The following is a 16694-nucleotide window of genomic DNA, read 5'->3' as shown; positions in this document are numbered from 1 at the left end:
AAATAATATATTCCGCAGTAAGTGCGGAATATATTATTCCAGAATTTGCCGATCGTAAGCGGGTAGATCATGATGCCGCAATTTTGCGAAACAGAGCAGCGGCAGCGATAATCACTACACCTTTGATGATGAATTGTGCCTGAACTGGCAGTCCGACGATAATGACGAAGTTAAACGTCACCATGAGCACGATCGCACCGAGGACACTATACAAAGGTGAGCCCCGCCCGCCAGTCAGCGCAATACCTCCGATAACCGCGGCGACGATCGAATCCAATTCATACCCGCGGCCGACCCAGTTATCCACACTTCCGACGAAGCCGACTAATACAAGACCGGCCAGAGCCGCAAGAACGGAGCTCGTCACATAGCAGAAAATAGTGATGCGATCAGACCGTATTCCAACCAGTTCCGCAGAGCGGGAATTGCCCCCGACGATATAGATTTTCCGCCCCAGTATAGACTTGGACAGAAGAATTGCTGCAACAGCCAGGACAATTGCAACGACAATCAGATTAACCGGAACTCCCCACAGATGACCGGCTCCCAAATAACGTAAAGACGTCGGCAGGCTGCCGCCTGGCGCACCTTGGGTATAGTAAAACCGGCCTCCTTGCAGAACAGTCATCATGGCGAGCGTTGCCAGAAATGGAGACACATTGCGTTTGACAACAAGATAACCGTTAATCAGTCCAACCAGTAGTCCGAGAGTTAATGAAAGCAGGACTATTTGTGGAACGAATGCGTTATCAGTCGTGTTGAAAGCCGTTGCGATGACCGCGACCGTTGCCATTACTGAGGCGACAGAGAGGTCGAGGCCTCGAACCAGAATGACAAAGGTCTGGCCGATCACAACGATGCACAACGGGGCTGCCTGAGTAAGAATATCTTGCAGGTTTCGCGGCGACACGAAAGACGGCTGAACGAGTCCTGCTAGTACCAGCAACGTGATCAGAACTATCGGCAACACGATAGCTGGAGTAGCCAGTCTGTTAAGGTTGAGCGCATGGGAACTGGTTGTCATATCTTTCTGTTCCGATCGACGTATAGTGATACCGCTGCGAGGATGACGATTCCCTGAATGACCCATTGGACAAAAGTCGATACGTTCATATAGTTCAGGACATTGCCGAGAACACTTACCAGTGCCACACCAACGAAAGTGCCGAATACACCGCCGACACCGCCGCCCAGGACTGTTCCTCCCACGACGACAGGCGTAATGGAAGCAAGTGTCATTGCGTCTCCAACTCGCGGATCTCCGGTGCCTGTGCGACTTGCAAAATAGACGCCAGCCAAGGCTGCGAGAAAACCTGAAGCGCTATACACCAGTAGAGTGATACGCTTAACCGACAGGCCCGCAGCCGTTGCGGCAACGTCGTTGCCACCTACTGCATAAACAGCGTGTCCCGTTGCGGTACGTCTGAGAAAAATGGCAACGGCTATAAAGACCACAAACATAACAATTGCGACATTGGGTACACCAAGAGTTGCTCCGTAAGTGAAATCTTCAAGCCATATAGGAACGCTGCCCACTGGTCGCATCGTATAGAGAAGAACCAGTCCGTTGATTGCTGACGAAGTCCCGAGTGTTACGATGAGCGGATGAACGCCGGTCTGATTTATGATAAAACCATTAATCGCACCCAACAAGATGCCAAGAAACAAGGTCGCAACAATGATCAGTGGCGCCAGCTCCGGATAGGCCTTGCAAAACGTCGCGATCACAACCGCACTTGCCGTTACGATCGCTCCGATTGACAGATCAATCCCGCCCGCCAGAACGACGAGCATTTGTCCCAGTGCCAGAATACCAAGCGGCGCAGATTGTTCCAGAAGGTTAGCGAAATTGCGAAAGGTTCCAAACCGGTCGCTCATTGTTAATCCTGTTGCGATCAGAGCGGCCAGAGCAAGCAGAGCAATCGTTAAGGACGGATTGGAGGTCATTCGAACTGACTTTATACGGTTCATACCAGTGCGCCCCGTTCCGCAATCTCTGCAGTTGCCAGAGCCATCACCGATGCCTCGGAGATTTCATCTGCTGTTAATGTACCCATGGTTGTTCCCTCACGCATAACCATGACACGGTCGGACATTCCGACCAGTTCATTTAATTCCGAGGAGATCATCAAAATGGCGACCCCAACGTCCGCCAGTTCTCGAATAAACCGGTAAATCTCCACTTTTGCACCGACATCCACTCCGCGCGTCGGTTCATCTAGAATAAGAACATTTCGACACGCGCGCGCCCACCGCGCCAGCAGCACTTTTTGCTGGTTGCCGCCCGAAAGATTGCGGACCATGTATCGGGGACCGGGTATTGCGATACGAAAACGAGAAATTTCCTCCGCGGCGACAGTTTCTTCTTTCGCCTTATCGATAAATCCTCCCTTTGCGAAAGAGGTCAGATCAGGGGCGGAGATATTGCGGGCGCAATCGAGCAACATCAATACGCCTTCTCCTTTTCGATCTTCGGTAACGAAGCCGATACCAGACTGAATAGACTTTAGCGGTGTGCGACGTGCGTAGTTCGAGCCAGAGAGCCGAACATCTCCATTCCCGCAGTCTCCGGAACCGAAAATAGAATGCGCCACTTCTGAACGCCCGGCGCCCACTAGGCCACCTATTCCAAGAATTTCACCTGGATAAAGATCAAAGCTGACATTTTTGACCCGCGGGCCGGCCATCAGATTTCGAACGGATAGTACGGGCTCAGTTTTTGGGACAAAGTCACGGCGCACAGGATAAATGTCCGCGAGCTCCCGACCAACCATGAGCGATACAAGTCTGTCACGGTCCGTGTCCGCGGTTGCCACCGTCGCCACATGCCGACCATCCTTTAGAACTGTGATCCGGTCTGAGAGGCGGAAGATTTCTTCGAGGCGATGGGAGATATAAACTATGCCTACACCTTCATTGCGAAGTCGTTCAACCCGCTCAAACAGGAGATCCGCTTCTCGTCCGGAAATAACAGCAGTGGGTTCGTCAAGAACCAGAAGACGAGCATCAGCGGAAAGAGCCTTTGCAATCTCCACCATCTGCTGGTCAGCAACACTGAGTTCCCTGATCCGTGTGCGAGGATCGATGTGATGTCCAAGACGATCGAGTAAAGCACCTGCCTTCTCGGTCATTAGCGAGATATCCAGAAGCCCCAAGCGGTTTCTTGGTGGGTTCGTAAGGAAGATGTTTTCTGCTACTGTTCTGTCGGGAAACAGCATGAGCTCCTGATGAATAACATGAATACCCGCGCTGATCGCATCGCCTGGGGTACGCCAGTAGCGTTCTTCCCCATCCAATAAAATTGTACCCGCATCAGGACGGTAGATCCCGGAGAGGACCTTCATGAGGGTCGATTTGCCAGCCCCGTTTTCACCGACAAGCGCGTGAACCTCACCACCTCGTACGGTAAAATCGACACCATCGAGCGAACGGACCCCGGGAAACCCTTTTTCGATCTTTTTCAGTTCTAGAAGCATTCGTCTATATCACTCCCCAATACATTGACGCCACCCGCATGCGGGTGGCGTCAGCCAATCCGATGCTGGCCTATTAGTTTGGAAGATCTGCCTTGAAGGTTTTTGGATCGTAATCGGGGCCCATCCCATGACCCATGATGAAGTCATCTGGCTTGTCCATTGCGACATAATCCTTGAGAGGGACGTCAGCCTTCACAGATGCCGTCTCATCGCCTTCCGAGACAACAATCTGGAAATTCACATCAACCTGTTTCGGGACTGATGCACCCTTGAGGACGTCAATGGCAACATCGACGGCTTTGATGCCCATTGATGGTGTATAATCCGCGCCGCAGAATGGGAATTTGTTGTTCACTGCCAACTTATACATTCCGTTCATGTCGCCGCCAGTATGCAACGGAATTTCCTCTGGCTTGTAACCCGCATTGAGAAACGCTTCAACCGAACCCGAAGCCTGAAGGCCGCTATCAGACCAGACACCCTGGATTTCTTTGCCAAAGCGCTGGATCATTGCTGACATGATCTGCTTGCCATTGGCAGGGCTCCAGCCCGAGTATTGGGTATCCAGGATCTCAATTTCGGGAAACTGCGCGAAGACTTCTTTTGCGGCGGCCAGGCGCGCTTCAGCTGGGCTTGAACCTGCAAGACCGGGTAGAAGGACGATTTTACCCTTGCCGCCGAGTTTCTCGGCAACCCAGCTTGCGCAGCTGCGTGCCAGCGCCGCATCAGAAGCTGTTACGAAGGAAACGAAATTCTCGCTGTCTTCAACGCGACGCGCGACTGTGACAACGGGAATGCCCTGCCGCATAACGCGACCAAGAATAGGATTCAGCGCATCGGCTGTTGCGGGATTTACAATCAGCAGGTCAATTCCCTGGTTCATAAGATCCTGAATATCGGAAATCTGCTTCGCCGGATCCGAATTGGCATCCGTCATAATAAATTTCTTAACAACGTCCTTATGCTGGCCAATCTGATGTTGTACACCCTGAGAAAATGTTACCAGCCAAAGGTCCGACTGCGAAGCATTAGAAAAGCCGATCGTATAGGGTCCCTCTTTTTTGTAGGGAGTGGTGTCTACCATGTCGGTTGTTCCCGGGTTCCAGAGGAACGTGCGCGGGAGGCCTTTATATTCAGCAAGCGCCGGGCTGGCTATGGCGGCGACGGTGAGTGCAAGTGCAGATGCGATAAGTGAGATGCGTGTGCTCATTCTGGTCATCTTGTTCCCCTGGATGAAATCTGAAAAGTCTTACCGCTTTCCCCTGCCTTGGCACGACTTCGCTGCCTGCAAATAAGAGACGCGATATGAAGCACTAACTGCTTCCACTTGCGGATTTTGAAGCGTTTATCAGGCAAGCTGCACTAGGATATTGTGAAAAAATCGGTTAGATGGCCAACTATGCTTGCACATCGCCGTGTGTAGCACTTTACGCTGATGGTATATAAAAAAGCTGCCACACCCAAGTATTCAAGGGTGGGCAGCGGATCGTCGCACCAATTCGTCAACGCTTGACTGGCTAATTGCTGTTTTTGATAAAGTCGGCTACGCGTTCTCCAATCATAATACAAACCGCGTTTGGATTTCCGGAAATCAATGTTGGCATGACCGATGCATCTGCAACACGAAGGCCGTCAATTCCATGCACTTTTAGCTTTGAATCTACGACAGCGTACTCATCGTGGCCCATTCGACATGTTCCGGACGGATGCAGCGCGGCATGAGCATCCTTCTGACAGAAGGCCCGGATGTCGTCGCGTGTGCTAATCTTTGACGGCGGTGTATGGCGTGTTTGAAGAAATTTGGCGATCGCTGGCTGCGCCATTATATCAAGAACGTTCATCGTTCCGTCGGTAATTGCTTCGAGGTCATAGGGATCCGAAAAATAACGCGGCGCCACGCGTGGGTTAGCCAACGGGTCATTACTCCTCAAAGTCACTTCGCCCCTCGAACGTGGACGTATCTGGCCCAGATTGACTGTACATCCATTGCCCCCTGGAACGGCATCGACGCCCTCTTCAATTCCGGCTCCGACAACCATAAAATACTGGATGTCCGGAATTTTTTCAGCACGATCACCCCACCAGAAGGCTCCACCCTCAATCAGGTTGGAGGATGCAGGACCGCCGCCGAAAAGCGCGTAATTGAGCCCGGCTGCGGCTTTCCAGTGCAGTTTCTTGTACTTGTCATAGCTGTGAGGGCCATTGAGCTGGTACACAAGTGATATTTCGATATGATCCTGCAAGTTCTGACCGACGCCAGGAAGGTTCTTCTTCACAACTATATCATGACGCTCAAGCTCCTGTTCCGGACCAATGCCGGAGAGCATCAGCAATTTAGGCGTTGCGATAGCACCCGCGCTTACTATCACTTCTCGCTGCGCATGAATCAGGGTCCGGTTGTTGCCATCAAGACATTCGACACCGATCGCACGACCGCGCTCGACCAACACCCGGGTGACGGTGCATCCCGTAACAATGTGGAGATTTTTGCGCTTACGGGCAGGCTTTATATAGGCAACAGCTGCTGAACTTCGGCGTCCATTTTGCGCCGTGATTTGGTAGAGACCACAACCCTTCTGGTCGCCCGAATTGAAGTCCGGATTATAAGGAAGTCCCGCCTGTTGACAGGCCTGCAACCACGCTCTCGTGAGCGGATGAATATGGTCGATATCTGAGACGCCTAGTGGGCCATCTGTGCCATGAACGGCATCGGCAAATCGATTGTTGTTCTCAGCCTTTCTGAAGAAGGGCAGAACGTCTTCATAGCCCCAGCCAACAGCACCTGCGGCAACCCACTGCTCATAATCCTGCGGATTTCCCCGTATGTAGATCATTGCGTTAACAGAGCTGCCCCCCCCGAGCACGCGGGCCTGTACCATCGTCGGCGATGTGTCCCGCGTCTGTTGTTGCGTCGACTCCCATTCCATCCGCTTGAGCAACGGTCCCTGCGCGGTCTTATAGTAGGCACCGGGTATGTGAATGTAGGGGCTTGTGTCAGCGGGCCCTTCTTCCAGCAGGAGGACATCGACATTCGGGTCTTCCGAAAGACGGGAGGCAACGACGCATCCCGTCGAACCGCCACCGACCACAATATAATCATAAGTCTTATCTTTTACAGATGACGGACGGATGCCCCATCGTGCCGATCCGAGTTCAAATAGCCGCATGCTACCTCCCGATGATTGCCGCACCCGCTTTTATCGCCAGAGCAGAAACCGTCAAAGCGGGGTTCACGGCTGCAGATGTCGGCAGAATTGAAGCGTCGGTAATGTATAGATTGCCGATATCGTGGCTGCGACAGTTCAGATCGACAACCGAAGTTTGCGGGTTGTCACCCAATCGAGCCGTACCACACTGATGCGAAGTCGTTTTGCGCCCAAAAGTGTGGGTCAGCACAACAGGGAAACCGGCCTTTCGCATGACCTGTTTTGTTTTCTTTATCAGCGCCTCATGCGCACGCATATTTGAGCGGATCCAGTTCACGACGATGTGGTCATCTTTTACCATCACTCGGCTCTCCGGGTTGGGAAGGTCCTCACTGGTAAGAAACCAGCCATAGGCCTGGCGCGCGATCAGATTTATTAACCAGGAAGGTGCGGGCACGGGGAAATTTGCACGGAGAATATTGCCAGTAATATGGCCCAGAAGCTGAACATTCCCCAGCGGCGCACCGTACTCATTGTCTGCATTATAGAAGTCGTTGAAGCCAATTGTCTTTTGATAAACCGAAGCATTTTTTCTGAAGTCAAGAACCAGCATGGCCGTTGTGTTGTGATTCATAAAATTGCGTCCGAGTTGATCGGAGCTGTTTGCCAGCCCGGTCGGATGATGTGCGTTTGCAGAACGAAGCAGCAGTGCTGCCGTTTGAACCGCACCAGCGGCAGCCGCAAACCTGTCCGCAGTTATGCGATGCTGCCTTCCGTCCTTCTGGTACAAAGCACTAACAATTCTGGTTCCGGCTTCGTCAGTGTCAAGACGCAGAACCTGCGCGTTTGTTATGAGTTCGACATTGGGAAATTCAAGTGCTCGCGCCAGGGGGCCGATTTCAGCATCGACTTTCCCCAGGCCCGTATTGGGAAACGCATCCCAACCCGTTGGCGCACGCTTGAGCCACTCCTCAATATCAACTGCCAGAGGCAGACTTGCAGGATGAATGCCGGCCTTCTTCAGCCGGTTGCGAACCGCAGCGATTGAAGCTTCGTCCGGGACGGGCGGATAGGCATAGGGGGCAGCGTGTTCGGGTTCTGTCGGGTCCTGGTCGACGCTGCCCCGAACTCTAAAGAACTGTTCCGCTTTGTCGTACCAGGGAGCAAGATCCTCGTAGCGCATTGGCCAGCCCGGCGAACTTCCTTCCAGATGAGGGCGAGCATCAAAATCCTCTTTTCGATAGCGATACATAACCGCACCGAAAAATTTCGAATTTCCACCTACATAGTAGTAGTTGTTCGCAAGGAAACTTTGTCCGTCTGTCCCGAGCCATTCTTCATTGGAGCGATAATGACCGTGCTGGAAAATCGCGACATCGTCACGCGCTTCTTTACTATCGGTCAGGTGATGACCACGTTCCAGAATTACAATTCTCCGGCCGGAGGGAGCAAGACTGGCGGCGAGTGATGCCCCGCCAACGCCGGAACCTATAATGACTACGTCCGCATCCTGTGCCATGACTTTCCTCAATCAATCCGTGCTTCGGTATCAGCGTCAAACAGGACAACTTTGGTAGCATCTATACTGAGATGAGCCTCCTGTCCCGCACTCACCAGATTCGGTGCAAGTCGGGCCGTTACCTCGACACCACCCAAGTGGAAAACGACGAGAGTGTCGGGTCCCGTTGGTTCAACAACATCGACATCGACGTTAAGCGCGTGCTGGCTCGCTGCAGACACAGAAAAATTTTCTGGTCGAATACCAACTAGGAGTTTCTTTCCGTGGTATTTGTGTTTTGCTGCAGGCGATAGCGTGATGCCGGTAATACGCCCTTGGGTTTTCCCCGGTATCTCGACAAGCGCTCCGGTTTCTTCACCGCGCACGTCAAGAACACCAGGTATGATATTCATTGCCGGTGAACCAACAAAACGCGCTACATAGACATTTGCGGGGCGGTCATAGACCTTTTGTGGCTCATCAAGATGCTGGACGATTCCATCTTTCATGACTGCTACACGGGTTGCCAGTGTCATTGCTTCAATCTGGTCGTGCGTAACATAGACAATCGTCGTACCAAGCCGGGCATGCAGACGCTTGATCTCTGTTCGCATATCCACGCGCAGTTTTGCATCAAGGTTAGAAAGAGGCTCGTCAAAAAGGAACAGTTTTGGCTGTCGGACGATAGCACGCCCCATAGCGACACGTTGCCTCTGACCGCCCGAGAGTTGCGATGGCTTTCGATCCAGAAGATGAGTTATCTGTAAAAGATCAGCTGCTTTCTGAACTGCTTCATCACGTTCCTGTGCTGAAATCCTTCGGATTTTCATACCGAACTCAATGTTCTGGCGAACCGTCATGGTTGGATAAAGAGCATAGGATTGAAACACCATGGCAATGTCTCGATCTTTCGGCGAGAGATCGTTGACGACCTTATCAGCGATGCGGATTTCTCCGGCCGTGATCTCTTCCAGTCCTGCGATCATATTCAAAAGCGTAGACTTACCGCAACCCGAAGGGCCTAACAGTACGAGAAAGTCACCCGTACCGATAGAGATAGAGACTTCCTTCAGAACTTCGAGTTCTCCATACGCCTTGCGTACGCGATCGATTTCAAGAGTAGACATGATATCAGCCTTTCACAGCACCAGCCGTCAGGCCACGCACGAAATAGCGCCCAGCGACTACATAAACGAACAAAGTAGGGATAGCCGCGATCATTGCCGCTGCCATGTCGACATTGTATTGTTTCCGGCCAGTTGTGACATTGACGATGTTGTTAAGTGCGACCGTCACCGGGCTGTTTGAGCCAGCAGTGAACGAAACGCCGAACAGAAAGTCATTCCATATCTGCGTGAACTGCCAAATGCAGGAAACAACGATAATGGGAATGGACGTTGGCAGAATGACGCTCCAGAAAATGCGGAAGAAGCCCGCACCGTCGACCATGGCGGCTTTTGTGAGTTCATCCGGAAGCGTAACGAAGTAATTGCGGAAAAACAGCGTCGTGAAGGAAATGCCGTAGGCAACGTGAACGAAAATCAGTCCAGGAATAGTGCCGGCAAGCCCCATAACACCGAGCATTCTTGCCATCGGGATGAGGATCGCCTGATAGGGCAGAAAGCAACCAAACAACAACAATCCAAAAACCAGGTTGGCTCCTCTGAACTTCCATTTGGTCAGGATGTAACCATTCAACGCCCCAATTCCTGTCGAAAGGATTACGGCTGGAATGACCATAAGTAACGAATTCAGGAAATATGGCTTCAGCCCGGTACACTCGGTTCCAATACAGGCTTGCGACCATGCTGAACGCCAGGCATCGAGGGTAAAGGACTGAGGAACGCCAATGAATGACCCGCTGTAAATCTCATCGAGGGGCTTCAGCGAGGTCACAACCATCACCCAGAGCGGCATAAGATAAACCAGGGCAACCAGAAAAAGTCCGGAATAAAGGACCAGCCGACCGATTTTCAAAGACTGGGCCTGCGATCTTGCTTCAGCCATTTTTCCGCTCCCGCAATTCGGAGTAAAGATAAGGAACAATGATTGCAGTAACGGTCATCAGCATCATCACTGCGCTCGCTGCACCCACACCCATTTGATTACGGCGAAAAGTCGCTGAAAACATGAAAGTTGAGGGCAGTTCAGTTGCCGAACCAGGTCCCCCGTTCGTGAGCGCAAGCACAAGATCAAAGCTCTTGATCGCAATATAGCTGAGAAGCACTATCACACTTAGCATAGCCGGTCGCAGCATAGGTATGATGATCTGCCGGTAGATCAGCGGCAGAGTGGCACCTTCTATTTGGGCTGCCTTTATAACGGAGTTATCTATGCCACGCAGCCCCGCCAGGAAAATTGCCATAGCAAAACCGGAGGATTGCCAAACCCCAGCAATAACCACCGTGTAGATTGCCATTTTCGGGTCGGTTATCCAGTCAAAGCGAAACGATGTCCATCCGAGGTCGGTTACAACCTTCTGGATGCCAAGGCCTGGGTTCATAATCCATTTCCATGCAGTCCCGGTGACGATGAACGATAAGGCCATCGGATAGAGGTAAATGGCGCGTAAAGCACCTTCCGCGCGGATGTTCTGGTCAAGCAGGATGGCTAAAAGAAGCCCCAGTCCCGTTGAAAGAACCAAAAAAAGTGCGGAAAAAATAAACAGGTTCGCGACTGCGGTATGCCATCGTGGCGTAGACCAAAGTCTGAAATACTGTTCCAGTCCTACAAAATCATAGATGGGTACAAATTTTGAAGAGGTTACAGATATTAGGCCCGTCCACAAAATGAACAGGTAAACGGTAACGATGACAACAAGCAGGCTGGGGGCGACGACGAGGCGCGGGAGCCAGTCTGCGAGGCGTGTCTTAGCGCGCGTGGAGGCACTCATGGTTCAGCTCCATGACAATTCAGGGAAGACCGGACGATAGCGCCCGGCCCTTTGTTGTCGAAAGTAGGGTCAGCGGGCGTTATCGATGCCGGAAACCAGAGATTTCACCGCGTCTTCGGAACTCTTATTTCCGACAAAGAAGTCAGAGACGACGTCGCTGAAGACGGCGGCAAATTCGGGTTTAGCCGCGAAACCGTGGGTTAAAGCGCCTTGCATGCTGCCTTTTTCGATCGCAGTTGCACGTTCCGTGAACCCGGTTTTGGCGCAGTCGTCAAATTCATCGACTGACACATCCACGCGCGCAGGAATTGCGCCCTTGATCAGATTAAAATCCTTCTGGATTTTCGGATCCATGATCGTCTCTGCGAGTGCGACCTGAGCCTTCTGCACGTTTTCGTCCTTAACTGTGAACATGCCGAAACTGTCGATAATGTACTGGAAAGACGTAACAGGGGCTGGCGTCGCGAAGCAGAGAAAGTCCTGCCCGGGCTTGAGACCTTTGGCCAAAAATTCACCTTTAGCCCAGTCACCCATAAATTGCATGCCGGCTTTGCCGTCTGTAACCATCCCAGTCGCAACCGCCCAGTCGCGCCCCACAAAGTTATCATCGACCAGGCCACGGACTTCACGCAGGGTATCAAAGACCTTGATCATTTCCGGGCTACCAAGCGTAACAGGGTCGAGCTCGATTGCAGCCTTCTGATAGAACTCCGGTCCGTTAAGATCGGTCAGCAAAGCGTCAAAGATAATGCCGATCTGCCAGGGCTCGTCACCCATCGCAATCGGGACAATGCCCTTCTCTTTGAGCTTCTTTCCCGTTTCGATCAGTTCGGCCCAAGTTTTTGGAACACTCAGGCCTGCATCATCAAAAACTTTCTTATTAGCCCATACCCAGTTCTGACGATGCATATTGATCGGAGCTGCAATGAAAGCGTCTCCGGAGGTAACGAACGGGAGAAGCTGTGGTGGAAGCGCCTCCCTCCAGCCACCTGCTGCGGCCTGCTCGTTGAGATCTCTCACGACTCCCTGCTCAGCCCACTGAACGCCCTCCCAGCCGAGAAACTGCATTGCTCCAGGCGGGTCCCCTGCGGTGAGGCGGGAACGAAGAGCCTGTTGCGCATTTGCGCCACTCATGCCACCAACTGCTGAATCCTTCCATTTGTAACCCTTTGTTTCGAGATCCTTCCGGATAACGTTCAGGGCATCAACTTCACTTTCTGAGACCCAGTGATGAAGGACTTCAATAGTACCTTCTGCATGTGCTGTACCTGGCAACAGCATGGCGGCCGCAATCACGGCCGGAATTATCTTAGACATTCTATAATCCTCTCTGGTTGGTTTAACGCGGGCTCTTACCGAACTCTTGCGCGAAGCTTTTAGATGGGATCCGCCGCCATCGCGTATCCGACATTTTTCCCGCCATAACGGCGGACACGAATATTGGCCTGCTCGGCATGGCCCGCGAACCCCTCCATCAGGCACAGACGCGATCCATAGGAACCGATTTTAGCCGAAGCCTCGTCAGTCAGGACCTTCTGATAGGTGCAGGTTTTCAGGAACTTTCCGACCCATAGGCCGCCAGTGTAGCGCGCGGCCTTATTGGTAGGCAGCGTATGGTTGGTGCCAATCACCTTGTCACCAAATGCCACATTAGTGCGCGCGCCGAGGAAAAGCGCACCGTAGTTTTTCATATTGTTCAGGAAGTAATCCGGATCGGCAGTCATAACCTGAACATGTTCCGACGCAACGCGATCGGCCTCAGATACCATTTCATCAATGGTATCGCAGAGAATGATTTCGCCATAATCTTCCCATGCTTTCGCAGCAATGGCGGCGGTTGGGAGGATACCAAGAAGGCGGTCAATCTCTGAAAGAGTATCACGAGCGAGCTTTTCTGAATTGGTAATCAGCACAGCCGGCGAGTTTACGCCATGCTCTGCCTGTCCAAGCAGATCGGTTGCAACGATCTCGCCGTCCACGGTATCATCAGCGATGACCAGTGTTTCTGTTGGTCCAGCAAAAAGATCAATGCCTACACGACCAAACAAGAGACGTTTTGCTTCAGCAACATAAGCGTTGCCAGGACCCGCCAGCATGTCGACCGGGTCGATGCTTTCGGTACCATAAGCCATTGCGGCGATTGCCTGAACACCGCCAAGCGTGTAGATTTCATCAGCACCGGCAAGTGCTTGAGCAGCAACAATCTTTTCAGCGATTTTACCCTGGAAAGGTGGCGCGCATGTAATGACGCGATCACAGCCAGCGACGCGCGCCGTCAGAACAGTCATATGGGCTGAGGCGAGCAGGGGATATTTTCCGCCCGGGACATAACAGCCAACATTCGCGATGGGTACGTTTTTGTGACCGAGGATAACACCCGGGATTGTCTCAACCTCAATATCCTGAAGAGCGCTTTTCTGCACCTCTGCAAAATTGCGGATTTGATCCTGCGCAAAGTCCAGGTCCTCGCGCTCCTGGGACGTCAGCGAATTGATACACTGCTCGATTTCAGCTTTTGTCAGGCGATAGTTCTCGCGATCGAATTTGTCGAACTGGACAGATAGTTCGCGGACAGCGCGGTCGCCACCCTTTTCCACTTTGGCAAGTAGTTCTTCGACGGCGCGGGTGACCGAAGCATCGTTGGCGCCGATGAGCGTGGTATTTGCGGCTTTGATGTGCCTGATCATGACAATAGCTCTTCATTTGCGGGCGCGCGCAGCGCCGCATTGGAAAGGATAAAGGAGGAAAAGTGGCGCGCTCTGCGCGCCACTACAAATTAGAGATGCTGTTCGCGAACTCGCATTTCTGCGTAGGCGGCCTGTTCTTTTTCATAATATGCAGGCGATGGGAAATCCCACCAGCCAGTCGCAAATGGACCAGCAGCGTCGCGAGATACAATGACTTCAACCAGTGCAGGCCCGCCACATTCCAATGCAGCTTTCAAGCTGATCTCAAGATCTTCGTCTTTCTCGACTTTCCATGCCTGAAGGCCAAAGGCTCGTGCCGAAGCAGCAATATCAGCGGAATACGGTGCGCCGTTGCCAGCATGGTGATTAAATTCAGAAGCGATATGGCGTCCGGTAAACTTACGCTGCCCGCCGCGGATCGACATGTAGCCCTGGTTATTGAGAACGAGGAATACAACATTAATCCCATTCATTACTGCGGTGCCCATTTCTGGCAGGGACATCATGAAGTCACCATCGCCGACGATTGCGACAACCTGGCGGTCAGGACATGCAAGTTTTGCACCCATCGCTGCCGGAACAGCCCAACCCATAGGCGAATAAGAACCAGATGTCAGATGGGTGCGCGGCTCGAACACAGTAAAACTCTGCTTAACTGAGCCTTGCGTGTTACCTGATCCAGCAACAACAATACCGTTGCGGTCAAGCACTTTTCGAAGAGCAACAATCGGGCGCTGCGAAGTAAACGGTGTTTCACGACTGTTTTCACGCGGTTCAACTTTGGCACGCCATTCAGCTTTTGATTTCTGAACATCGCTTTGGAAGGGTTCGGTGCGCGCAAGCGCCTCCCGGGAGGCTTCATCGGTGATAAGTGCCAGGATAGCGCCGAGCGTGACTTTGGCATCTGCAACGATACCGACTTCGGTCTCGTAATTCTTGCCGATCTCGCGAGGGTCCAGATCGATGTGGATCAGCTTTGCTGATGGAATCGAGAACGATACGCCCTTCGCATAGGATGAAGCCGACCAATCGGTGAAACGACAGCCGACGGAAACAACAACGTCAGCCGATGCGGTAATTTCGTTGCCGCATGTAGTGCCAGTCTGACCAACAGCGCCGATGAACTGTTCATGATCTTCCGAAATCGCGCCCTTACCGTTCCAGGTGATGGAGACTGCAGCACCAACTTTTTCGGCGAGGCGGGTCAGTTCTTCGGATGCGTTCGCGGTTATCGCACCGCCACCGGCAACAATAACCGGGCGCTTTGCGCTTAGCAGCACTTTCACGGCAGCGTCGATTGCTTTTGGATCCGGGTAAGCAACGCCGATTGGAAGACGCTTTTCGAGCGGGTGAATAGTGACATCAGCAGCTTCAACCTGTACATCCATCGGCACTTCGACGTGGACAGGACCTGGGCGACCGGTCATCAGCTCACTGAAGGCGCGGTGCATAATGCTGGGAAGCACCTCGACCGAATTGGCTTGCCATGCACGCTTTGTTACCTGTTCTGTAATGCGGGCAAATGCGTTGTCCTGCTGACGTTCGAGTTCCTGCATGGTTCCATGACCATGCATATAGGTCTGAGGCGAGCCGGAGACATAAAAGACTGAGGTCGAATCTGTATAAGCGGTCGCAAGCCCAATAATCGTATTTGCAGCACCAGGCCCAACAGACGTTGAGCATGCCATCGGTTTTCCAGAAGCACGGTAATAACCGTCGGCCATATGGACCGCACTTTGTTCATGCATGACCTGGATAAACGGAATTTGTGAACCTTCTTCAAGAAAGGCATCAAAAAGTGCCCAGATGCCATGGCCTGGGACGCCGGCTACATACTCGATACCGTAATCTTTCAAGGCCTTTGCTACAACCTGGCCGCCGGTGAGTTTCATAATTCGACCCTCTTAGTAATCGTTATAATTCAATGACGCTGAGGGTTATGCAATTTTATCCCTCCCGTGACGATCCCATTGTTGGCCGTACTGTGATGAGCGGCAACTTCGCAGGAATAGGATGGTTGGCGCGGAATGACGCACACAACGCGTCGTATCGGTTCGGAATACTTCCCCGCTAATCGGATTTCCAGCCTTTTTTTGTTTACTTGCTGAGTCTGGAGAATTTCTTACATTCATATGCTGGCAAAATTCTCATATGGGTAAATGGTGCCAGGTAGGCGCGGAACGGCGTTTTTATTGCGTCACAATGCGCCGCAATAAACTTCTTCGCGCAATTTTAAGGCGGTTCGCTGTATGGCTTGCTATTTCAAGGAAATTATAGCCTGAAATGGGAGGCCTGGATTTTGACAAACGAGACAAGAAAGCTCGCTTTTGCGGATGACTTCATCAGCGCTGTACTGGTTGAGAATGTGGTAGACTATAAGGTCACCGATGGTGTCGTTATTAATCTGAGCGGAACTCCGATGGTAACAGGCAGCGAGCATCCGGCGATTGTTCCTGCCTGGAAGTCCACAATGCTGGTTGGGGGAGTTATCAGGTCAGCTGAGCGCGCAGCCATTATTAAAGTCGTACAACCGACGAACCTCGGCGGTTGTGGTTTTCGTGGATGGGACTGGCTCGGAAACAGGATACGCAGCTTTCCGCGCGACACACCGCTTTATATTTCGCCACAGGACGAAATCGGTACCGTTACACTCGACCCAAAAGTCTTCACCAATGAGCGGCAGTCAGCCGAGAAGCCGCAGACATTCACACTGAAACTGAATCTCTGGTGGTCGCCTGGCGATACAGACTGCTTCATTCACAACGAGCACCCTTTTCTGGAAACACATACTCAGATCCACGGAATTGGTAGGATGCAGAAGTTTACCGAGCGGGATCACACGACTCTATATGAGGATGTTGTCATGCCAGTTGGCTATTCTCACGATCCATTCTGCCGCGTTACCGGGGATAACGAGTGGACATATCCTTGGCATCGGTATTATGCCAATTCTGACAGCGTCTGGCTCGCTGTTGAGCTACACCCATAAGGCCT

General features: G+C 52.2%; 13 protein-coding genes. 1 reads left to right on the top strand and 12 read right to left on the bottom strand.

Annotation, left to right across the window (positions count from 1 at the left end; genetic code table 11):
- Nucleotides 1–67 precede the first annotated feature (67 nt).
- The 12 genes from QSJ70_RS26565 to QSJ70_RS26510 all read right to left on the bottom strand — a co-directional run bounded on the left by QSJ70_RS26565 (nucleotide 68) and on the right by QSJ70_RS26510 (nucleotide 15592).
- On the bottom strand, nucleotides 68–1024 hold the full coding sequence (locus QSJ70_RS26565) for an ABC transporter permease (RefSeq protein ID WP_285541128.1): 957 nt from the start codon (nucleotides 1022–1024) through the stop codon (nucleotides 68–70).
- Nucleotides 1021–1971: an ABC transporter permease gene (locus tag QSJ70_RS26560; RefSeq protein WP_285541127.1), complete on the bottom strand. Its 951-nt coding sequence runs from the start codon at nucleotides 1969–1971 to the stop codon at nucleotides 1021–1023. The genes QSJ70_RS26565 and QSJ70_RS26560 overlap by 4 nt, the downstream gene beginning before the upstream one ends.
- Entirely contained in the window at nucleotides 1968–3476 is a 1509-nt protein-coding gene (locus QSJ70_RS26555; protein ID WP_285541125.1) for a sugar ABC transporter ATP-binding protein, read from the bottom strand. The genes QSJ70_RS26560 and QSJ70_RS26555 overlap by 4 nt, the downstream gene beginning before the upstream one ends.
- Nucleotides 3477–3549: 73 nt before the next feature.
- Nucleotides 3550–4695: a substrate-binding domain-containing protein gene (locus QSJ70_RS26550; RefSeq protein WP_285541123.1), complete on the bottom strand. Its 1146-nt coding sequence runs from the start codon at nucleotides 4693–4695 to the stop codon at nucleotides 3550–3552.
- A 298-nt stretch (nucleotides 4696–4993) separates the two neighbouring features.
- On the bottom strand, nucleotides 4994–6643 hold the full coding sequence (locus QSJ70_RS26545; RefSeq protein WP_285541121.1) for a GMC family oxidoreductase: 1650 nt from the start codon (nucleotides 6641–6643) through the stop codon (nucleotides 4994–4996).
- 1 nt (nucleotide 6644) lies between these two features.
- The gene (locus QSJ70_RS26540) at nucleotides 6645–8141 is read right to left on the bottom strand and encodes an FAD-dependent oxidoreductase (protein ID WP_285541119.1); all 1497 of its coding nucleotides are present in this window, start codon (nucleotides 8139–8141) and stop codon (nucleotides 6645–6647) included.
- 8 nt (nucleotides 8142–8149) lie between these two features.
- Nucleotides 8150–9247 carry an ABC transporter ATP-binding protein gene (locus QSJ70_RS26535; RefSeq protein WP_285541116.1) on the bottom strand — a complete coding sequence of 366 codons (1098 nt, stop codon included), beginning with the start codon at nucleotides 9245–9247 and terminating at the stop codon, nucleotides 8150–8152.
- 4 nt (nucleotides 9248–9251) lie between these two features.
- Nucleotides 9252–10127, bottom strand: coding sequence for a carbohydrate ABC transporter permease (locus QSJ70_RS26530; protein ID WP_285541114.1), 876 nt, complete (start codon nucleotides 10125–10127; stop codon nucleotides 9252–9254).
- A complete protein-coding gene (locus tag QSJ70_RS26525) occupies nucleotides 10120–11013 on the bottom strand; it encodes a carbohydrate ABC transporter permease (protein WP_285541112.1) in 894 nt (297 codons plus the stop codon). Before QSJ70_RS26525 ends, QSJ70_RS26530 begins: the two co-directional genes overlap by 8 nt.
- 69 nt (nucleotides 11014–11082) lie before the next feature.
- Entirely contained in the window at nucleotides 11083–12330 is a 1248-nt protein-coding gene (locus QSJ70_RS26520; RefSeq protein WP_285541110.1) for an ABC transporter substrate-binding protein, read from the bottom strand.
- A 59-nt stretch (nucleotides 12331–12389) separates the two neighbouring features.
- Nucleotides 12390–13700: a histidinol dehydrogenase gene (gene hisD / locus QSJ70_RS26515; RefSeq protein WP_285541108.1), complete on the bottom strand. Its 1311-nt coding sequence runs from the start codon at nucleotides 13698–13700 to the stop codon at nucleotides 12390–12392.
- An 89-nt stretch (nucleotides 13701–13789) separates the two neighbouring features.
- Nucleotides 13790–15592 carry a thiamine pyrophosphate-binding protein gene (locus QSJ70_RS26510; protein ID WP_285541107.1) on the bottom strand — a complete coding sequence of 601 codons (1803 nt, stop codon included), beginning with the start codon at nucleotides 15590–15592 and terminating at the stop codon, nucleotides 13790–13792.
- Nucleotides 15593–15999: 407 nt separating this feature from the next.
- Here QSJ70_RS26510 and QSJ70_RS26505 point away from each other — a divergent pair, with 407 nt between their 5' ends.
- Nucleotides 16000–16689, top strand: coding sequence for a hypothetical protein (locus QSJ70_RS26505; protein ID WP_285541105.1), 690 nt, complete (start codon nucleotides 16000–16002; stop codon nucleotides 16687–16689).
- Nucleotides 16690–16694: the final 5 nt, after the last annotated feature.

This window comes from Brucella sp. NBRC 12950 (assembly GCF_030268145.1).
In the GTDB taxonomy this organism is placed as follows: Bacteria; Pseudomonadota; Alphaproteobacteria; order Rhizobiales; family Rhizobiaceae; genus Brucella.
This window is presented reverse-complemented; position numbering and strand designations above follow the sequence as displayed.